Annotated in this window: 20 protein-coding genes; 5 read left to right on the plus strand and 15 right to left on the minus strand. The window is 28.1% G+C overall.

All coding sequences use genetic code 11. The annotated features are described in order from the left end of the window. From WC168_RS05345 to accB, 3 genes are all read right to left on the minus strand, one after another. A partial coding sequence (locus WC168_RS05345) for a DEAD/DEAH box helicase (RefSeq protein WP_372617968.1) occupies window positions 1-1,244 on the minus strand: 1,244 nt, incomplete at its 3' end. Window positions 1,245-1,454: 210 nt separating this feature from the next. Next, window positions 1,455-2,807 carry an acetyl-CoA carboxylase biotin carboxylase subunit gene (locus tag WC168_RS05350; RefSeq protein WP_066160668.1) on the minus strand — a complete coding sequence of 451 codons (1,353 nt, stop codon included), beginning with the start codon at window positions 2,805-2,807 and terminating at the stop codon, window positions 1,455-1,457. 9 nt (window positions 2,808-2,816) lie between these two features. After that, window positions 2,817-3,299 (minus strand): acetyl-CoA carboxylase biotin carboxyl carrier protein, encoded by a 483-nt coding sequence (accB, locus tag WC168_RS05355; protein ID WP_066160665.1) that lies wholly within the window; start codon window positions 3,297-3,299, stop codon window positions 2,817-2,819. Between the two features lie 127 nt (window positions 3,300-3,426). Here accB and WC168_RS05360 point away from each other — a divergent pair, with 127 nt between their 5' ends. Genes WC168_RS05360 through WC168_RS05380 form a run of 5 tightly spaced genes read left to right on the plus strand, consistent with a single transcriptional unit; the run spans window position 3,427 to window position 8,090 of the window. Further along, complete coding sequence (locus WC168_RS05360; protein ID WP_125296041.1) at window positions 3,427-3,861, plus strand: deaminase; 435 nt, start codon at window positions 3,427-3,429, stop codon at window positions 3,859-3,861. A gap of 56 nt (window positions 3,862-3,917) precedes the next feature. Beyond that, window positions 3,918-4,742 (plus strand): peptidyl-prolyl cis-trans isomerase, encoded by an 825-nt coding sequence (locus tag WC168_RS05365; RefSeq protein WP_372617971.1) that lies wholly within the window; start codon window positions 3,918-3,920, stop codon window positions 4,740-4,742. Between the two features lie 24 nt (window positions 4,743-4,766). Next, the gene (gene gatB / locus WC168_RS05370) at window positions 4,767-6,197 is read left to right on the plus strand and encodes an Asp-tRNA(Asn)/Glu-tRNA(Gln) amidotransferase subunit GatB (RefSeq protein WP_066160765.1); all 1,431 of its coding nucleotides are present in this window, start codon (window positions 4,767-4,769) and stop codon (window positions 6,195-6,197) included. Beyond that, entirely contained in the window at window positions 6,197-7,093 is an 897-nt protein-coding gene (locus WC168_RS05375; protein WP_066160656.1) for an NAD(P)H-dependent glycerol-3-phosphate dehydrogenase, read from the plus strand. Before gatB ends, WC168_RS05375 begins: the two co-directional genes overlap by 1 nt. A gap of 10 nt (window positions 7,094-7,103) precedes the next feature. Then, entirely contained in the window at window positions 7,104-8,090 is a 987-nt protein-coding gene (locus tag WC168_RS05380; RefSeq protein WP_372617973.1) for a YhdH/YhfP family quinone oxidoreductase, read from the plus strand. A 29-nt stretch (window positions 8,091-8,119) separates the two neighbouring features. Here WC168_RS05380 and WC168_RS05385 read toward each other — a convergent pair whose 3' ends face one another. From WC168_RS05385 to WC168_RS05440, 12 genes are all read right to left on the minus strand, one after another. Next, a complete protein-coding gene (locus tag WC168_RS05385) occupies window positions 8,120-9,784 on the minus strand; it encodes a ShlB/FhaC/HecB family hemolysin secretion/activation protein (protein WP_372617975.1) in 1,665 nt (554 codons plus the stop codon). Then, window positions 9,781-14,415: a beta strand repeat-containing protein gene (locus WC168_RS05390; RefSeq protein ID WP_372617977.1), complete on the minus strand. Its 4,635-nt coding sequence runs from the start codon at window positions 14,413-14,415 to the stop codon at window positions 9,781-9,783. Before WC168_RS05390 ends, WC168_RS05385 begins: the two co-directional genes overlap by 4 nt. Window positions 14,416-14,549: 134 nt before the next feature. After that, window positions 14,550-14,735, minus strand: a complete 186-nt coding sequence (locus tag WC168_RS05395; RefSeq protein WP_105909689.1) for a hypothetical protein — start codon at window positions 14,733-14,735, stop codon at window positions 14,550-14,552. 20 nt (window positions 14,736-14,755) lie between these two features. After that, window positions 14,756-14,887 (minus strand): hypothetical protein, encoded by a 132-nt coding sequence (locus tag WC168_RS05400; protein WP_258315514.1) that lies wholly within the window; start codon window positions 14,885-14,887, stop codon window positions 14,756-14,758. Window positions 14,888-14,983: 96 nt separating this feature from the next. Beyond that, complete coding sequence (locus WC168_RS05405) at window positions 14,984-15,670, minus strand: response regulator transcription factor (protein WP_186984654.1); 687 nt, start codon at window positions 15,668-15,670, stop codon at window positions 14,984-14,986. Beyond that, entirely contained in the window at window positions 15,667-17,034 is a 1,368-nt protein-coding gene (locus tag WC168_RS05410) for an ATP-binding protein (protein WP_372617979.1), read from the minus strand. The genes WC168_RS05405 and WC168_RS05410 overlap by 4 nt, the downstream gene beginning before the upstream one ends. After that, window positions 17,031-17,567, minus strand: a complete 537-nt coding sequence (locus tag WC168_RS05415; protein ID WP_372617981.1) for a hypothetical protein — start codon at window positions 17,565-17,567, stop codon at window positions 17,031-17,033. Before WC168_RS05415 ends, WC168_RS05410 begins: the two co-directional genes overlap by 4 nt. Then, window positions 17,557-19,584 (minus strand): TonB-dependent receptor, encoded by a 2,028-nt coding sequence (locus tag WC168_RS05420; protein WP_372617983.1) that lies wholly within the window; start codon window positions 19,582-19,584, stop codon window positions 17,557-17,559. The genes WC168_RS05415 and WC168_RS05420 overlap by 11 nt, the downstream gene beginning before the upstream one ends. Window positions 19,585-19,672: 88 nt before the next feature. Beyond that, entirely contained in the window at window positions 19,673-20,164 is a 492-nt protein-coding gene (locus tag WC168_RS05425; protein WP_372617985.1) for a hypothetical protein, read from the minus strand. A 75-nt stretch (window positions 20,165-20,239) separates the two neighbouring features. Continuing rightward, window positions 20,240-20,758 (minus strand): hypothetical protein, encoded by a 519-nt coding sequence (locus WC168_RS05430; protein WP_372617987.1) that lies wholly within the window; start codon window positions 20,756-20,758, stop codon window positions 20,240-20,242. Between the two features lie 6 nt (window positions 20,759-20,764). After that, the gene (locus WC168_RS05435; protein WP_372617989.1) at window positions 20,765-21,787 is read right to left on the minus strand and encodes a ribonucleotide-diphosphate reductase subunit beta; all 1,023 of its coding nucleotides are present in this window, start codon (window positions 21,785-21,787) and stop codon (window positions 20,765-20,767) included. A gap of 33 nt (window positions 21,788-21,820) precedes the next feature. Continuing rightward, window positions 21,821-22,000 (minus strand): hypothetical protein (locus WC168_RS05440; RefSeq protein WP_372617991.1); only part of this gene is annotated, 180 nt, incomplete at its 5' end.

The raw sequence follows: 22,000 nt of genomic DNA on the forward strand, positions 1-22,000 counted from the left end.
GCAATAATTGAAGCTAATTTAAATGCAATTGTTGAAACATCAAACTCTTCTTTTAAACTTTCAACTAATTCAATTGCATAATCTTTTATCTCTTGAGTAATAATAGATTTTTTTAAATCATCTATTTTTTTCTCTTTTACTGTACTAATATTTGGTACAACTTTTGATTCAAGCTTAGTTCCAATAGTATGTTCAATTCTTTGAAGAGTTTTAAACTCATGTGGAGTTACAATAGATATTGCAACTCCTTCTTTACCTGCTCGTCCAGTTCTTCCAATTCTATGAACATAAGATTCACCATCAAATGGTAAATGATAATTAAATACATGTGTTACATCATTAACATCTAATCCACGTGCTGCAACATCTGTAGCAATTAGAATTTCAAGTTTAGAAGTTTTAAATGCTTTAATTGCCTCTTCTCTTTGTTTTTGCTCCATATCTCCATGAAGAGATTTAGCCATAAAACCTTGAGAGATTAAAAATGTAGATAATCTATCAACATCTTTTTTTGTTCTACAAAATATAATAGATTTTTTTGGATTTTTATAATCAAAAAGTCTTATTAGTGCATCATCCCTTTCTCTCTCATCTACAACATAAAAAGTTTGCGTAATATTTTTATTTGTAACATCTGATTTCGTAATTGTTACAAACTCTGGCTCTTTTAAAATTGTTTTTGCAAGATTTCTTATTGCTACTGGCATTGTTGCAGAGAAAAGTAGAGTTTGTCTCTCACTTGGTAAAAATGTAAATATCTCTTTGATATCATCTAAAAATCCCATATCAAGCATCTCATCAGCTTCATCCAAAATTACAAATTTTGGTTGAATTTTTATTTGTCCACTTCTTAGTAAATCCAAAAATCTTCCTGGAGTTGCTACAATAATACTTGCAGTTTCAATTAATTTTAATTGTCTTGAGTATGATTGTCCACCATAAACAGTTGCAGTATTAATTCCTAAAAGTTTTCCAAATTTAAATAACTCATCTGAGACTTGCATTGCAAGTTCTCTTGTTGGAACTATAACAACTGCTTCAGCATTTTTACCTGTTAATTGGTTTAAAACTGGCAATCCAAATGCTGCAGTTTTTCCTGTTCCTGTATGAGCTTGTCCAACCATATCTTTACCTGCTAAAATATGTGGTATTGCATCAACTTGTATTGGGCTTGGTTCTTTAAAACCAGCTTCGTCTATTGCTTTTTGTAATTTTTCTTTAAAATTAAAATCTTGAAAAGTCACTTTTTATCCTTAAGTATATATTTTAAATATACACTCTTATATTAAAAAACCTTCCTATAATGGATAATCAAATATAAAAATTATGTAAGTTATTAGTATAAAATTACTAAATCTTAAAAAAAGATAGGCATATAAATGTGTATAAATTGGCGGATTTTATCTAAGTTTGTATTAAGTTTTGCTTTAAGAGAGGAGAACTCTCTTAAATTTTTAGATACTATCTAAACCTTTATAATCTTCAAGGTATTTTGTATCGTAGTTATTATTTATGAAATCTTTGTTAAGCATCATTTTTTGATGGAATGGAATATTTGTTTTAATTCCAGTAACTTCAAACTCATTTAAAGCTCTTTTCATAATATTTATAGCTTTTTCTCTATCTCTTCCCCAAACAATAAGTTTTCCTATCATTGAGTCATAATATGGAGGAACAATATAGTTTGCATAGATATGTGAATCAACTCTTACATTTCTTCCACCAGGAACCATCCATTGAGTTATTTTTCCAGGACACGGTAAGAATGTATTTGGATCTTCGGCTGTAATTCTACACTCAATTGCATGACCTCTAAATTTAATACTATCTTGAGAAGGTAGCTCTTCTCCTTGTGCAACTTTTATCATCCACTCAACAATATCTATTCCAGAAACCATCTCTGAAACTGGATGCTCAACTTGAAGTCTTGTATTCATCTCCATAAAATAGATATTTTGTTTATCATCTGCTAAAAACTCAAAAGTTCCAGCACCTTCATATTTTAAATATTTAGTTGCTTTTACAGCAACTTCGTGAAGTTTTGCTCTAGTTTCATCATTTAACAAAATTGCAGGTGACTCTTCTATTACTTTTTGATGTCTTCTTTGTAAAGAGCAATCTCTCTCACCAACATGAATTGCATTTCCGTGAGAATCACCTAAAACTTGAACTTCAATATGTCTTGGATTGTTTATAAATCTCTCTAAATACATTGTTCCATCACCAAAAGCTGCTAATGCTTCACTAGAAGCCGCTAAATATTGGTGATCAAAGTCTTTTTCCTCTTTAATAAGTCTCATACCTCTTCCACCACCACCAGCAGCAGCTTTAGCCATAATTGGATACCCAATCTCTCTTGCAATCTTTTTACCCTCTTCTAAAGTTCTAACAGCACCTTTACTTCCAGGCACAACAGGAACTCCAGCTCTTACCATCTCTTCTTTAGCTTTTGATTTATCAGCCATTTTTTCCATAACTTCAGAAGATGGACCAATAAATTTAATATTGTGAAGTTTACAAATCTCAACAAAATCTTGATTCTCAGATAAAAATCCATATCCAGGGAAAATTGCATCACAACCTGTCATCTCAGCTGCAGTTATGATTGCTGGAATATTTAAGTAAGATTCACTTGATTTTGCTCCACCAATACAAACAGCTTCATCAGCATGTTTTAAATAAGAGGCATTTTTATCACCAGCACTATATATTGCAACAGATTTTTTCCCCATCTCTCTGATTGTTCTAATAGCTCTTTGAACAATCTCTCCTCTATTTGCAATTAATATTTTTTTAATTTCTGCCATTTTAAGCTCTTATATTTTTTCTACAACAAAAATTGGCATATCGTACTCTACAGGTGATCCATTTTGTACTAATATATCTATAATTTTGCAGTCAAATTCAGCTTCAACCTCATTCATAATTTTCATTGCTTCAAGAATACATAAAGTTTGACCTTTTCTAACTATATCACCAATTGCACAAAATTGTGGAGCATCTGGAGATGGAGCAGAGTAATAAGTTCCAACCATTGGAGCGTTTATTGTAATTCCATTTGAATTAGCATTGCTATCATCTTTTGCTATTTCAGGCGCAACAGAAGATGTTGTAACAGAAGAAGTAGGTGCAATAGAAGCAACAGGTGCAGATACCATTGGAGTTGTAGCTACAGTTGTAACTCCTCCTTCAAAACCTCTTTGCATAGAGATTTCAAAATCTGCCTCTTTTATTCTTAACTTATTAAGTTCACTTTTGTCAAAAACTCTAATTAGTTCTTTGATATCTTTAAAATCCATTTTGTACCTTTTTTTCAAAAATTTCTCAAATAATATCAAAATATTTCTAATTTTAATTCTTTTATTATAAAAAATAAGCTTTTTTTAAGAAAAATAGCTAAAATACCAAAAAAATTTAGGATAAAAGATGATAAGTGATAAAAATTTCATAAATATTGCAAAAGAGATTGCAAAGGCTTCAAAATGTGTATCAAAACAAGTTGGTGCTGTTATTGTAAAAGATGGAAGAATTTTATCAACTGGCTACAATGGAACGCCAGCTGGATATCAAAATTGTTGTAATTATTGGAATGACGAATATACAAAAGATCATCACGAATGGTCTAAGACTTATGAAATTCATGCTGAAATGAATGCAATTATTTGGGCTGCAAGAAAAGGAATAGCAATAGAAGGAGCAACAATATATGTAACACTTGAGCCTTGTAGCGAATGCTCTAAAAATATTATTGCTTGTGGTATTCAAAGAATTGTTTATGAAAAATCTTATGAACACACAAATTCAGATATAGTTTCAAAATTTTTAAAAGACAATGGGGTAAAAATAGAGCAAATTTCCTAAAACTTAAGAGTGTTTTGATAAAATAATATCTTTATTTAAAAAGGAAAATTCTCACTATGAAAAAAATTTTATTAATTTTTTCTCTTTTTATTGGTTTTACTTTAGCTAATACTATAAATGGAATAGCTGTATTAGTAAATGAAGATCCAATAACTATATATGATATAAAAGAGGATATGAAAAAAAGAGGAGTTGATGAAAATAGCTCTGTCTCTTATTTAATAGATAAAACTCTTTTTGAGCAACTTGTAAAACAAAACAATATAAGTGCTGATATATTTGATATTAATGAGCAGATTGAAAAACTTGCAAATTCAAATGGAATGGATGTTTATAGTTTTAAATCAATTATTAAACAAAAATATCCAAACTATAATGATTTTGAAAATGAAGTAAAAGATAGTGTTATTAGACAAAAACTAATCAAAAAACTTGTTCGTGGGCAACTTGCTATTGCTACAATTGATGATGTAAAGTTATATTATGAAAAAAATATTTCACAATATCAAACTTCAAAATATTTTTATGTGACTCAATATAGCTCTTCAAATAAAGAGGATTTAATTGAAAAAATTTCAACACCAATGAAGGTTATACCAGCAGTAACAGTAAGTGAACTAAAAATTGATAGTAAAGATATTAATGCACAACTACAATATGTTTTAACTACTACTAAAAATAGATCTTTTACTCCAATATTTACATTGAATAATCAATATATATCTTTATATATAAAGAATAGAGAAGGAAATGAGGCTATAAATTTTGATATTGTAAAAGATAGAATTTTTAATGAAATTATGGAACAAAGAGAAAAAGTGTTTTTAGAACAACATTTTGAAAAACAGAAATTAACAGCAGATATTAAAGTAATAAGATAAGGAGTAAATTAGATGTCAAATAATATGTTTGAAATAGTTATAGGATTAGAAGTTCACGTACAATTAAATACAAAAACAAAACTATTTTGTTCTTGTGCAACAAGTTTTGGAGAAGAGGCAAATAGTAATACTTGTCCAACTTGTCTAGCACTTCCAGGAGGACTTCCTGTTTTAAATAAAGAGGCAGTTCATAAAGCTATTATGCTTGGAACTGCACTAAAATCAAAGATAAACAAAGTCTCAATTTTTGATAGAAAAAACTATTTTTATCCAGATTTACCAACTGGTTATCAAATATCACAATTAAGCATCCCAGTTGTTGGGCTTGGTGAATTAACTATTGATTTTGCTGATGGAAGAAGTAAAACTATTGGAGTTACAAGAGCTCATTTAGAAAATGATGCTGGAAAAAATATCCATAGTGGTAACCACTCACAAGTTGATTTAAATCGTGCAGGAACACCTTTGCTTGAAATTGTTAGTGAGCCTGATATGAGAAGTGCTGAGGAAGCTATTTTATATCTTAAAAAACTTCACTCAATTGTAAGATATTTAGGAATTAGTGATGCAAATATGCAAGAAGGAAGTTTTAGATGTGATGTTAACGTATCTATAAGACCAAAAGGGGATACTAAATTTTACACAAGATGTGAAATTAAAAATATGAACTCATTTAGATTTATTGAAAAAGCAATTGCATATGAGGTAAATAGACAAATAGAGGCTTGGGAAGATGGAGAGTATGAAGAGAAGATTGTTCAAGAGACAAGACTTTTTGATACAGCTACAGGAGAGACAAGATCTATGAGAGGAAAAGAGGATGCTGCTGATTATAGATATTTTCCAGATCCAGATCTGCTTCCTTTAATTATTAGTGATGAGATGATTAAAGAGTACTCTAAAATTCCAGAACTTCCAGATGAGAAAAAAGAGAGATTTGTAAAAGAGTATGGACTAAAAGAGTATGATGCTTCTGTTATAACTTCATCTTTAGAGATGGCAAACTATTTTGATGAGATGATGAGTGAAGGAATTAGTGCTAAAAATGCTACAACTTGGCTAACAGTTGAACTTCAAGGAAGATTAAAAGAGGGGATTACTATTGAGCAATCACCAATTGATGCAAAAACACTAGCTACAATTGTAAAAAGAATAGAAGATAGTACAATCTCTGGAAAAGCCGCTAAAGAGGTTTTAGATTATTTAATTGAGAATAGTTCAAAAAATGTTGATGAAGCAATTGAGAAGTTAGGTTTAAAGCAAGTAAGTGATGATGGAGCAATATTAACTATTATTGATGAAATTTTAGCTTCAAATGCAGATAAAGTAGCAGAGTACAAAGCTGGAAAAGAGAAGATGTTTGCATTCTTTGTAGGTCAAACTATGAAAGCATCTAAAGGGAGTGCAAATCCTCAAAAAGTAAATGAACTAATTAAAGAGAGATTATCAAAATAATGCAAAAAGGTAAGATTGCAGTTATAGGTGCTGGAAAATGGGGACAAGCTCTTCATTTTGCACTAAGTGCTAAACAAGATTGTTATATTACTTCAAGAACAAAAAGAGAGATTAAAAACTTTGTTGATTTAGAGTTTGCACTATCTTGTGAATATTTAGTAATTGCAATCCCAGCTCAAGAGATAAGAGCTTGGTTAGAAAACAACTTTGTTTTTAATAATCAAAAAATATTAGTTGCAAGTAAAGGAATAGAGGCTTCAAGTGGAGATTTTTTAAATGAAATCTATGAATCTTTTGTTCCAGATAAAAATATTGGATTTATCTCAGGACCATCCTTTGCTGCTGAGGTTATACAAGCTCTTCCTTGTGCCCTTGTAATAAACTCAAAATCAAAAAAACTATATAGACAATTTAGCCCTTTTTTCCCAAATTTTATAAAAACTTACTATAGCTCTGATGTAATAGGAGCTGAAATTGCAGGAGCTTATAAAAATGTTCTTGCAATTGCAAGTGGAATTTGTGAAGGTTTAAATCTTGGAAAAAATGCTCAAGCATCTTTAATTGCAAGAGGTTTAGTAGAGATGCAAAGATTTGGAAAACATTTTGGAGCAAAAAACTCATCATTTTTAGGTCTTAGTGGTGCTGGAGATCTATTTTTAACAGCAAATTCAACTATGAGTAGAAACTTTAGAGTAGGTTTAGGCTTAGCAAAAAATAAAGAGCTAAAAGATATCTTAGAAGAATTAGGGGAGGTTGCAGAGGGTGTTAAAACAGCTTATGCTATTGATAAACTTGCCAATAAACATAATATTTATACACCAATAGCAAAAGAGATAAAACTAATTTTAGATGGTAAAAAACCTCAAGATAGCCTAAAGGATTTATTAAAAAACTAAAGGAGTTAAAATGAAAGCTTTTGTAGTAGAAAAAGATGAAAATGGAAACATCTCTTCAAGTGTAAAAGAGATAGAAAAACCAATATGTGGTGAAAATGAAGTTATTATAAAAGCTACATATTCATCTTTAAATTATAAAGATGCTCTTAGTTCAATTGGGCACCCTGGAGTTACAAAAAAATTTCCTCATATTACTGGAGTAGATGTTGCTGGAATAATAGTTGAAACTAAATCTTTAAAATTTAAAGTAGGGGATAGAGTATTAGTAACTGGTTATGATTTTGGAATGAATAGTAATGGTGGACATAGTCAATATGTAAAAGTACCATCAAACTGGGTAGCAAAAACTCCTGATAAATTAAGTGATAAAGATATAATGATTTATGGTACAGCAGGATTAACTGCAGCACTAAGTATCAATGAGATTACAAATCATATTAAAAATTTTAAAGGTAGCCATATTTTAGTTACAGGTGCCACAGGTGGAGTTGGTTCTTTAGCGGTTACTATTTTAAATAATTTAGGATTTTATGTCATGGCAGTTACAGGAAAAGAGAGTAGCATTGAGTTTCTAAAAGATATTGGAGCAAAAGAGGTTATTTTAAGAAATGATTTCCTAAAAGATAGTCAAAAAGCTCTTTTACCTACAAAATATAGTGCTGTAATTGATACAACTGGCGGAGAAATTTTATCAACAGCTTTAAAACAGACAAACTATGATGGAGTTGTTACTTGTTGTGGACTTACATCATCAAGCGATTTACATACAAATGTATTCCCTTTTATTTTAAGAGGTGTTAGATTAATTGGGATTGATAGTGTTGAGTGCAGTTTAGATAAAAAACAAGATGCTTGGGAAAAATTGGCATCAATATATAAAGTTGGTAATTTAAATTTAATTACTAAAGAGATAAAACTAAATGATATAAAAGATGCCTATTCAAATCTTTTAAATTCAAAGGCTGTTGGAAGATATTTAGTAAAGATAGATAATTAAAATGGGATTTAAATCCCATTTTTAATTTGTTAAAACACCCACCCCACTTGAACTAAAAACTTACTATTTTTATGATTTGTATATTCACTACTTATTGGTTTTGAGTTTAAATTCCAAGCTATTTGTGTTCTTAAAAAGAAATCATCAAATGATGAGTAATATCCCAAACCAATATCTTGTAGAGTTTTTCTTTGAAATGTTGTATCAAGATTTTTTTCTTGATATACATTTCCCATATCATAAAAGAGTCCAACTTTGTGATTATATGAAGCAATATTAGGAAGTTTTGAAAATAGTTCAAAGCTTGCTATATATCCATTTTCTGCACTTTGTTCACTATATGGATATAGTTTAACTGCATTTGGTCCACCTAAACTTAAATCTTCACTACCATCTAGGTTTTTATTTCCTAATACTTTTTGAGCTGTTAGGTTTGTATTTAGTGAGAATATCTCATTAAAGTATATATCATTTGAGATATATGTATCTACTTTATTATAGTTTCCATTATTTGGATTGCTATTTTTTGAGCTTAAGTGTCCAGTTGTTAAATTTAAATTTGCAAAGACTCTAGCTGGTAAAGTTCCAATAGAGTAATTTTTATCATATTCTAAAGTAGTTACAAATGAGTTTATAGATTTATCTTCATCTTTATTTCCACTCATATAATCATTCATATCTTTATGATAGTATTTACCTTTTAAGTATAAATTCTCATTTGTAGATCTAAGAAGTGGATAAGATAATCCAGCTTCATATATATTTGAGTTACCTTTTGCATCTAAAGATTTATACTCTTCTACTAAATTATAGTTTGTTCTTGTATATGCAAAGTCTGATTTTAAACCATAAGAGTTTAAAGGCAATTCATAAGCTATTTTTCCATTTTTTAAATCAGCTCCATTTGAAACTAAACCAGAGATAGATATTTTATCACCTATATTAAAAGGGCTATTTATATTTATCAAACCTTGAACTCTATTGTAACCTGTGTATCTACTTCCATAGTTATCTGCTACTATATATCCATCTACTCTTTTTGTAGAAGTTGTATCTATATTTAAATTACTACTCCCTACTTCTTTGCCAGCTTCAACTACAGAGTTAGATACTTCTACTCCATTTCTATCATTTATTAAAAGTAGTACTCTTTCTATATCTTTAACATTTATAATACCATTTGATTTTGCATTATCTAAAATAGCTTGTAAAGAGTTATCATTTACAAGAGAGTTATTATTTAGTTTTATCTCTTGATATTTACCTTCAATTATTGATATAAAAAGGGTATTATCATTTTTAACTAAATCTTGTTTACCCAAATATGCACGTGCAACAAAGTAGCCTTTATCTCTATAAACTTTTGTAACAACTGCTAATACTTCTTGAATTTGATTAAAACTTAACTCTTTTCCTGCATAAGCTTTTAAACTCTGTTTTAGCTCTTCATTAGAAATAGCACTATTTCCAGCAAAAGTAAAATCTTTTATAAATACCGTTTTAGAGCTATCGCTACTTTTTAAACTATCATTTTCTATACCTTCAATTTTTATATCATCTTTTTTTAAAGTTGGTATATCTCTTGGTGCTTGAATTTGTTTTTCTATATTTCCACTATTTATTATAGGTGTTGCTCCTAAAAGAGCAACACTACTTAGTATTGATAAACCAAATATTTTAATTATATTTCTCATTTTATAATATCCTCTTCATTTGCTATATTTTCAGGCATTTTTACACCACCATTTATAACTCTTGTTTCATCTACACCATTAAAAGATAGAGTTCTTATATTGCTATTTAAACTATTTGGCAAACTTTGGTTTGAAGATGAGTTTGAGTTTGAGTTAGTACTAGGCTCTATACTAGCTACTACTCTTTGTACTTGTTCATCTACTTTTGGTTTTTGATTATTGTCTGTTGGTGTTGGATTTGGTGTTGGATTTGGTGTTGGATTTGGTGTTGGTGTTGGTGTTGGTGTTGGTGTTGGTGTTGGTGTTGGATTTGGTGTTGGATTTGGTGTTGGTGTTGGTGTTGGTGTTGGTGTTGGTGTTGGTGTTGGTGCAACATAAATTACCCAAGAACCATTTTTAAGTATAGGAGTTCCTTTTGCTAAAGTGCTATCAGCAGTTATGCTCCAACCTGCATTTTTAAAAGTATTTATATCTTCTAGTTCGGCTGTTGTTTTTCCTATACCTAAACCATTATTATAATTTGGATTTTTTGTTTTATCATAAAAAGAGTTTGTGATTGTTTCTGTTCCAAAATAATTATACCCAACTAAACCTCCCACCTGAGTATTTCCAGTTACAAAACCACTTGCATATGAATTTATGATTGTTTTTTGATTCATTCCAACTAAACCTCCTATATTTTGACCATTTCCACTTACATTTACATTTGTATAAGAGTTTGAAATTGTTCCAGAGTTACTCCCCGTCAAACCTCCTATATTTATATCATTTCCAATTACTGTTCCAGTAACGTAGGAATTTGTAATATTAGTAAAATAATTAGCCCCAACTAGTCCTCCTGTAAAACTTCCTCCAGTAATATTTACATTTAAAAGTCCAATATTTTGAATATTTGAACCAGATTGGGTATGACCAAATAATCCAGATAAATATTCATTTGGTCTATTTATATATAAATCTGAAATAGTATTTCCTAAACCATCAAACTGAAATAGAGCTCTAGTTGCATTTTTACCTATTGAATTCCACCCCAATCCACCGTTTGCTGTATTACTAGCTAAATTTATATAATCAGCAGTTTGATTGCTAAGATTATTTATTAAATTGAAATAGTATCCACTAGTTACAACATTTGAATTATTTATATTTTGCAACTGTGTCCAGTTTGTAACAGTATATGGATTAGAAGAAGTTCCAAATCCACCAGAAAAAAGTATAGATTTAGATTTATCTTCATCTCTTGTAACATCAACTAAATATGGCAATAGTACTGTTTCATATCCTTCAACACTATCTCCAGCTCCAGTTGTTCCCCAGCCACTAACATTTGAAAATGAAGATAATATTTCTGCTTTTGTTTTTCCATAAGAACTATCATCCATAGAGTTTGTATTTGTCTCTCTATCATAATATGAGTTTGTAATTGTTGCATAATTCAATCCAACCAATCCACCTGTATTATCACCACCTCCTCCTCTGCTTGCAGTTCCACTTGCATATGAATTTTCTATTATTCCTTCATTCCATCCAACCAATCCACCCACCAAAGAACCACCAAGACCACCCACTGAACCAAGAGAATATGAGTTTTCAATTGTTCTATCATTAGCTCCAACCAATCCACCTACATAAGAAGTAGTACCACCTCTTACAGTTCCACTTGCATATGAGTTTGAAATTGTTCCACTATTTTGTCCAACCAATCCACCTACATTATTATTTCCAATAATATTTATATTCTCTAATCCAATATTTTTTATAGCTGCTTTTTCTATATAGCCGAATAGTCCAATATAACCTTGAGTTGGTCTGTCTATATATAAATCAGAAATAGTAAAACCTTTTCCATCAAATGTTCCTGTAAAAATATTTGTACCATTTCCTATTGGATTCCAACCAGCTCCACTATTTCCCATATATCCAGTTGTTGAGCTATTTATGTTGTTTAAAAGATTAAAATAGTAACTATTACTTACAATATTTGAGTTATTTATATTTTGTAACTGTGTCCAGTTAGTAATAGTATATGGATTTACTGCTGTTCCAAATCCACCAGAAAAAAGTATAGATTTAGATTTATATTCATCTTTTGTAACACCTACTAAATATGGTAATAATAATATCTCATATCCAGCAACACTACTTCTTCCACCTGTTGTTTCCCAACCAGTTTTTCCAGAAAATGCACTTAAAATCTCTGCTTTTGATTTTCCGTAAGAACCTATAGAATGTATGCTATTATCATACCAAGAGTTTGTAATTGTTCCATAAAAATTGTATCCAACCAATCCTCCCACATTATTACTTCCATTTACAGTTCCTGAAGCATAAGAGTTTGAAATTATTCCATTATCATTAAATCCAACCAAACCTCCAATACTATAATCTCCATTTACAGTTCCAGTAGCATATGAGTTTGAAATTATTCCATTATCATTAAATCCAACCAAGCCTCCTACAGAATTAGTTCCATTTACACTTCCAGTAGCATAAGAGTTTGAAATTGTTCCATTATCATTAAATCCAACCAAGCCTCCTACAAAATCACCAGTTCCACTTACAGTTCCAGTAGCATAAGAGTTTTCAATTCTTCCCAGAAAATTATATCCAACCAAGCCTCCTATTAAATCAGTTCCACTTACAGTTCCTGAAGCATAAGAGTTTGAGATTATTCCATTATCAAAATTTTGTCCAACTAAGCCTCCTATAATTTCAACTCCACTTACAGTTCCTGTAGAATATGAGTTTGTAATTGTTCCATCAAAATTGTATCCAACTAAGCCTCCTATAATTTCAACTCCACTTACAGTTCCTGTAGAATATGAGTTTGAAATTGTTCCACTATCATTTCTTCCAACCAAGCCTCCTGCATTATTAGCAGTTCCACTTACAGTTCCAGAAGCATATGAGTTTGTAATTGTTCCAAAATTATATCCAACCAATCCTCCTACATAATGAGTTCCATTTACACTTCCAGAAGAATATGAGTTTGAAATTGTTCCAGCATTTACTCCAACCAAACCTCCTACAGTATCAGTTCCATTTACACTTCCAGAAGCATATGCGTTTGAAATTGTTCCATTCTCATTTACTCCAACCAAACCTCCTACCCGCCAAAAACCAATAATATTTACATCTTTAATCCCAATATTTTTTATAGTTGCATTGTTTGTATATCCAAATAATCCAACATCATATTGAGAAGGACGATTTATATATAAATTTGAGATAGTAAAACCTAAGCCATCAAATGTTCCATTAAAATTATTTGAATAATCTCCTATAGGATTAAATCCTGTTGTTCCCCAATTTGCTGTATCTGTTTTTGTAACACCTGCATCTATATTACTTCCTAATTCATATTTTCCATTTAGTGCTGTATTCATCCATTGAAGTTGATACAGATTATTTACTACTACTTTTCCATTTGTATCAAATACTACTTTATCTGTTGTATTAGTTGCATTAAAATATACTCCACCATTTGTTTGGTTTGTATTATTTATTGTTGCGTTTACATTTATACTATCTGCTTCTAATTTTAACTGTTTATCTGTACTCCAAGTGATATTTTGATTTACAGTTATATTGTTATCTGCTTGTAAGTGTACATTTGTAGTTTCTAAATTATTTTGAATGGCTGTTGCACTAACACTCTCTCCTGTAAGAACACTTCCACCTGTTGATTCTATTTTCATATCAGTAGGATCTAGTAACCAATCTTTTGCAACAACTTTTGTATTTGAAGTAACATTTAATTTCTCTCCACTTGTTTCAACAAAAGAGTTTTTAGCAATTATGCTTCCATCTACATTTGTTGTTCCTCCGTGAGCAAATAGTATTACTTCACTTTGTGTTAATTCATCTAAAGAGTTTGCTTCTATTATTCCACTATGATTTACAACACCTTTAAGCAATTCATCTTTTGCATTTGTTGTAAGATATATTTGTCCACCATTTGCAACTATAAGGTTTTGATTATCTACAAGGGCATCAAGTACACCTTTATTTACTTTCAAAGATATATTTTGATTTTCATTTAAAGTTAAAGTTACATCAGAAGCACCTATTAAGTTTATAGTTCCTTTATGTACTTCTATTTTCCCTTTATTTGTTACACTATTAGCTATAAATGTTGCATGAGTATTTGCTAGAGATTTTATCTCTCCTTCATTTACTATAGAGGCATTTGAGTTACCTTTGAAGTTATAGTTTCCATTATTAAAATCTTCATTTGAGATATCTTTTGTAGAAGCAACAATTCCTGCAGTGTTTACTTTTGCATTTTTACCAAACAAAACTCCATTTGAGTTTACAAGCCACACTTGTCCATTTGCGTTTAATGCTCCATCTATAATAGATTTTTCATTTCCAATTACTCTATTTAGAGTTATAGAGTTTACATTTGGTTGATTAAAGTTTACAGTTTCATTTGATTTTATAGAAAAATCTTGCCAGTTTATTATGGCTTTATTTGAGCTTTGATTTATATTTGTAGTATTTGCATTTTGAGAAATAGTTGCAGTTCCACTTACAACTGTTCCTCCACTTGGGGCACCATACAGATTTGAAGCAACTACTAGTGAGATAAGCCCACCTTTTAATATTCTAAATCGGTTTTTATAATACATATCTTCTCCTTACTCTATTTCTATATCACTTTTCTTAATTATAGATAAAGAGTGTGATGAAGTGTGATGTTTTTAGACTTTTTTTAAGAAATTTGGAAATTTTTAAATGGAATTTGAAAAAAGTTTAAAACTATCTATTTTTTTGCTATTTTATAAAACTTAGCATTTGTAATATTTTGAAGAAACTTTGGTTCAATCTCATGTAGTGCGATAATATTTACAAAACTATTATCCATATACCAACCTTTTCCAGTGTCAATTATTTTTTCTGTTTCAAATAGCTCTAATAACTCATCTTTTGAAACAATAATATCTTCCAAGCTAACTCCTAAATATATAGTTAGATCTTAATCCAACTATCTTCATCATCTATTTCAAACTCTTCTTCTAGTTCATATATAATAAAATTGCAAATCCCCTTATTTGCAATCTCAATGTTTTGATAGTTATGATTTATATAATTAATTAACATGTAATATCCTATAAATTGTTTCCTAGAAGTGAATTATAGAAAAAGAGTGTGATGAAGTGTAAAGTTTTTAATAAAAAAATAGTTAAATTTAAGATTTTAACTATTTTTTAAAATGTAGCCAACACCATAAACATTTAAAATAGTATCTTTTGGAAGTTTTTTTCTTAAGTTACTAACCAAAGATTTTACACTATCAAGTGATACTTCAACAAAAATATCACTCCAGCAATGAGACATAATATCTTCAATAGTTATATCTTTATTTCTATTTATTATAAAAAGTTCTAACAAAGAGAGCTCTTTTTTACTAAGTTTTAGCTCAATATTTTTATTATAGAGTTTTTTACTAGTTTGATTAAAATATATATTTTCATCAAATCTTACTATTTTTTCAGAGCTTCTTAATAAATCAATAGAGATTTTATCAAGCATATCTTTTATTTTCTTCAAAGTTGCTGGTTTTATTAAATAGTAATTTACATCTATGTTTATGGCTTCCAAAAGTAAACTGTCGTTTGAGTGTGCAGTTATTAAAACTATTTTTGTTTTATAGTCATTTTCTCTTAAAATTTTTGTTAATTCAATTCCTGTTAAATGAGGCATATAAATATCAAGTATCATAACATCAGGTTTATATTGTTTATATATTTCTAAAGCTTCTTTACCATCATTTGCAGTAAAAACCTCTTTAAAATAGCTAGAAAAATACTCCAACATCTCTTTTTGAATAGCTTTATCATCTTCAGCATAAAGCAATGTAAAATTTTTTAAATTTTCTCTCAAAACTCTTTTCCTTTTGGTATTTCTAATATAAATTTTACTCCATTATCTACAGCTTTTACTTTTATATCACCTTTGAAACTACTTTGTATAATAAGTTTAGAGATATATAAGCCCATTCCAGTACCTCCACTTTTATGTTTTGTTGTTAAATATGGTTCAAATATTTTATCTATAATATCCTCTTTTATACCACCAGCACTATCTTTTATAGATATAAAATAGTGAATATCATCTTCGTAAATATCTATATTTATATATTTTTTTTCTATATCTCTTGCTTTAAATATATCTATTGAATTTGATAATATAGATATTATAACTTGCATAAACTCACTTTCATAAGCATTTATATAAATCTCTTTTTGATTTAGATTTACCTCTATATCTACTAATAAAGTATTTAAAACCTTTAAACTTTTATTTATAGAGTTTGATATTTCAAAACTCTCTTTAGATTTGTGTGGATTTAAAAACTCTCTAAATGTATCTATTGTATTTGACATATGATATACAGCTTGTGATATATCATCTAATCTATTTTGTAAATATTGTTCATCATATTTTTTAAGTTCAATACTTCTATCTGTATTTAAAACTATTGCATTTATTTTCATAAGAGGTTGTCGCCATTGATGTGCTATATTGTCAATCATTTCACCCATAGAGGCAAGACGATTTTTTTGCATAATCTCTTTTTCATATAAAATTCTTTTTTCAAGCTCTTCTTCGATTTTTTTTACCATTTTTACTGCACTATTATTTATTACAGAGATCTCATTTTTAAACTCATCTTCTTTTAAGGTACTATTTTTTTCTAAGCTATAATTTTTCATACCCTCTTTCAATTTTATAAGTGGCTTTAGATTATATTTTATTAAATATGAAGATAATAATAGAGAAAAAATAAAGAAGATAGCAATAAAAATTAAAAATTGATAAAATTCTGTTAAAAGTTTTGAGTAAATAGAAGAAAAAGTATAAAATACCTTTAACTCACCAAGTTTTGATTTTAAAATAGTATCTTCCAAAATAGTATGATAAATTTTTAAATCTTTTATATCACTATTTATATTTTTATATACAATTTCATTTTTGCTATTTGTTACCTCAATTCCAACTAACTCTTTATGTAGTTTGATACTATCATTTACAATCTCTTTTATATTGTTTTCTAAACCTAGAGTTAAATTTATAGAGATTACTGGAGCTATAGTTTTTATAATAGAATCTATCTTTTCATTTTGAAGTAAAACGAACTGGTTTGATACAATAGCGTAATTTTTATATATAAATATTGATATAAAAATAGTAAAAACAAAAATATTGATAATAGCTATTTGAGTTACAATACTTAAATTTCTCATCTTATTTTTACCACACTAAATATAGAGTTTTGAAGTTCGATTTTACTATTTTTTAAAGCTTCAATATTTAAAAGTATATCTACTTTTGAAGTTATGGATAGTCCAAAAATAACTCCTAAATCCAAATAGCTATTATCATAAGCAAAAGTAAGCCTACTATTAGAAGATAAAATTTTAGATATTTCTAATATTTTTTTATCTTTTCCTAATAATAAAATATATGCTGTACTTAATTTATTTGTATTAAATTCACTATATTTTAAACTATTTACTTTAAGATTATAATCTTTTAAAGATTTGTACTCTTTTTCTATTTTATCTTTTAAAATTTCTACTGCGCTGTAATCTATCTCTTCATATAAAATTGTAAGAACTACACTATTTTCTAATAGCTTATTTTCAAAATTATTGTCTAGTAATATAATTTTTGGAAATACTTTTGCTTGAAAATCTAAAAAATTTAGATTATATACACTATTTGCAAAGAGTGAAAATTGTAAGAATATTATGAAAAATATTTTTTTAAAAATCATAACTAAAACTTGTAAACCAAGTTCTTCCTTCTCTTAGCATCTTCTCATCTTTAGTTTTACTTCCGTAGTAATAGTAGTTTTGGTCAAATAGATTTTTAGCTCCAAACGATAGTTTAGAATCTTTTGAGAACCTATATGATAGAGTTAAATCTGTTAATAAAACATCATCAATCTCTGTTCCATTTAATAGATTTTTATCTCCATAATATCTTAAAAGTGGACTTATTGTAAATCTTGAGCTTATAGGATAAATAAATCCTAAAGTAGTTGTAAGTTTAGAGACAACAGGTGTATTAATATCAAAATTATAATAACTATTTTTATATTCAAAAATATTATAGCTACTATTTAAAAATAGTTTTGAACGATTTTCAAATAGTTTTGAATACTCTAACTCTAAACCATAATTCTTCTCATCATCATTTTTATTAATATATGTGTATTTATTTGTATCAAACTCTATTGAATCAATACCATTTTTATATATAGAATAAAATAGATTTAATTTAAGTTTATCTTTGTTATCACTGTAAATATATATTAATTCAGCACTTTCTATCTCTTCATTTTTTAAATCTTTATTACCATAAACTCTTAGATGCCCAACCATTGAATCTTCCATAGAAGATGGTGTTTTACTAGATTTTGATAGAATAAATTTATATATATTTTTACTGTCATTTGAATAAACTGTTCCTAGTTTAAAACTTTTAGCACTATCAAACTCTTTAAAATCATCAAGTTTTGCCAAAAAAGAGAAGCTTAGATTTTCACTATAAGAGTAAGTATCATTAAAATAATAAGAGATATTTGTTTTATCTTCTATATCTGAAATATTTCCATCTTTACCACTTAATTTTGTAAGATGAGGTGTATTTGGAATATATGAGCTTCCAATTAAACTTCCAATCTTATAATCTTCATCAACATTTGTATAAAAATCATTTTTTACAGTTGATTTTCTTGAAAGATGTACTCCAAAATCAATCTCATGATTATTAAAAGTACTATTTTTTATTAAAAAAGATAGATATTTATCTCTTTGTGCAAAATCTAAATTAAAATGTGGATTATATAAACCTAGATTATTTGGTTCGAGTTTATAGAAATATGTATTAAATTGATAATTATTTTGTAAAAAACCTATTTTTGATTCAAGAATATTATTTTGTGAAATATCTTGTACATATTTTAATTCACTTGTAATAGTTTCATACTTTGAATATCCATCATCATTAAAATCTAGTAAATTAAACATACCATAGTTATTTTGTCTATCACTTTTTATATATCTATTTGAAAACTCAAAATTATCATTTTTAAATGACAATAAAAATCCAACATCCTCTTTACCCTCTAAAGACTCTTTTTTTCTATCAAAAGAAGTTCCAAAAGCTTCACTAGTCAAAGTTGCACTTGGTGCATCTACTTTTTTATTATCTTTTAAATAGTAAAAACCTAATCCCATTTCAAATGAGCCCAATTTTTCACTTAAAGATAAAGATGTAAATCTTTTATCAAAGCTTCCTGTTTGAAAGCTAATATTATTTGAGTTTTTGATAGAACTTTTAGTGATTATGTTTATACTTGCAACAAAACTATATGGATTGTTTAATCCAAATGTTGAACCTTTTGATATCTCTATTCTATCTATTAAACTAATAGGAAAATTTTCAAAATTATTTGCGCCAATATTAATACCATCGATAAAAAATCCAACTTTTTCATATACAGAGTTTAAAGGTTGAGATTGTCCACGAACTGATATAAAAGGAGCAAATGCAGTTCCTGAGTATGTTTGAATACCTGGAATAAAATCTAAAGCCTCACCTAATGTATTTATTCCAAAAGATTCTAAATCAGAAGCATATAAAACAGTCATAGCAGTTGGTTTATAATCTATATTTAAATTAGTTTTATCTGTGTAGTTATTTAAATTATCTAATAAATTTTCTAACTCTTGTGAAAATGAGCTTATTGTGAAAGAGAAAAATAAGATAAGCTTTTTTAAATACACTTTTTATTCACCTAAATAATGATTTTTTAATATTATATTTTAAAAGAGTGATGAAGTGTGATATTTTTTAAGAAGATTTTTTAATTTACTATTTTGTAGTTAAATCGATATTATCTTCATTTTCTTCATCTAAAAGCTTTTGGCTATAGCTTGTTTCTCTTCCTGTTTTTAGAATTTTTGCTTGCTCTACCCACTGATTTGATCTAATATATCCTGGAAGTTGTAAAAAACTCTCAACCCAATCACAGTTTTTACTTGTCCAAGTAGCAATCTGATCATATTGATAAATACCCAAATCATAAAGCCTCTTTTCTAAATCTTCATTAATACCTTTAATTTTAATAAAACTATCTTTTTTTGCTGAAGCACTAAGAACCATTGGTTTTGCATCAAGAGAGGCATTTTTGTTAAAAATTGGATTTATTTTAACTCTTTTTTCTTCTATTTCTTGTGTACTTGAAGAGTTAGAGATAGGCTTAAATCTCTCTTTTTGTCCCCTTGAAATGAAATATCCAATTAAAATTCCTATTAACAAAACAAGAAATGGTTTTGAAACTATATATTCATAAACTTCTATCATAAAATATCCCCTGTGTTTATTTTAATAAATTGGTAATATTCTATATTATTTTAAATTAAAATGGTATTTAAATCTTTAATTAAACTCTAAAGTATCAATATCTACAAAAAAAGTATCACTTTCAAACTCATTTTCTAAAATTTGAACTAATCTTGCGTATCTTTTATATTTAACTGCACCTTCAAAAATTATATTATTATTCTTTACTACTATTTTTGAACCATTTTCCATATACTCTTTTAAGAAATCTATTATCTTATAAACTCTATTTGCAGTTTCAAAATCTATTTTTCTACTTTTATCAATAGTAATATTTTCATCTAAATTTATTTTAAGAGCCGTTTTAAACTCTTCTAAAACGGCATTTGTACTAAATGTTCCACTCAGTACAAGAAGATTATTTTGTTTTAAAATTGTATAGTCAGAATAGAGATATTTTTTTCCAAAAAAAATATTACTAAAATCATCTACATCACTGATTTTAAATTCATTTTTATCACTAAAAAACTCTTTATAATCAAAACTATAAATAGCTATAAAGTTTAATAAAATTGTAAATATAACCAATAAATATATTTTTCTAAAATTTGACATATTTAATTAAAAATCATCAAAATCAATGCTTCCTTTTGAATAGTTTACAACATTTCCTTCAAAGAAATTTGTTCTTTGATCATTAAATGAAGCATAACCATCAACCCAAGGAATAGGGTGTTTTACACTGTATTCTGCTTTATATCCAACAGCTTCAAGTCTTCTATCTGCTAAATATTGAATATATTGTGTGATTATTGCATCTGTAAAACCTAAAATTTGCCCTTGAGTAATATACCCACCCCAAGAAGATTCAAGTTCAACAGCTTTTCTAAACATTGCTCTAACTTTTTGCTCTAGCTCAGTTGTAAATAGATCAGGTCTTTCCTTTCTTACACTATTTATCATATTTTGAAATAGTAATAGATGCGTAACTTCATCTCTTTGAATAAATCTAATCATTTGAGAACTTCCAAGCATCTTACCACTTTTTCCAAGTGCATAAATAGCTGCAAATCCTGCATAAAAATATAAACCTTCAAGAATTTGATTAGCAAATAGTGCTAAAAGAAGTTTTTCATCTGTTAATTCACCTTGAGATAAGTTTTTATAAACTTCTGCAATATAAGTATTTTTCTCTTTTAATTTTGCATCTGTTTTCCACATATCATAGATTAAATCTGTGTTATCAGAGATTGATTCAACCATAACAGCATAAGATTTACTATGATTTGCCTCTTCATAAGATTGTCTAGATAAACAAGCATTTATTTCAGGTGCTGTTATATATGGATTTATATTATCCATTAGGTTATTTGTTTGTAAACTATCCATAAAAATAAGTTGGCTTAAAACCAAATCGTACATTCTTTTTTCAGCTGGTGTTAGATACTTATAATCTTTTGCATCTTGTGTCATTTGAACTTCTCTTGGAAACCAAGTATTTGCTTCCATAGTATCCCAAAGATTTAATGCCCATTGATATTTCATTTTAGTGAAGTTAATCATTCCATCACTATTTCCACCAAAAACTCTTCTTTCGTTTAACGATTCTTTTGAATTTGGGTTATATATAATTTTTCTTTCCATCTATTTTCCTTTAAAAAAATGTAAATGGTGTCTTTATTGACAACCAGCGCACTCCATACTTCTATCTTCTACATCATTTTTTGCTTCAGGACTTTGACTTCTTAAATAATAAGTTGATTTAAGACCTAGTTTCCAAGCTAAAGTATAAATTTCATGCAGATATTTTCCACTTGCTTTATCTAAACTCATAAAAATATTTGTACTTTGTCCTTG

The organism is Aliarcobacter sp. (assembly GCF_041672065.1).
GTDB lineage: Bacteria > Campylobacterota > Campylobacteria > Campylobacterales > Arcobacteraceae > Aliarcobacter > Aliarcobacter skirrowii.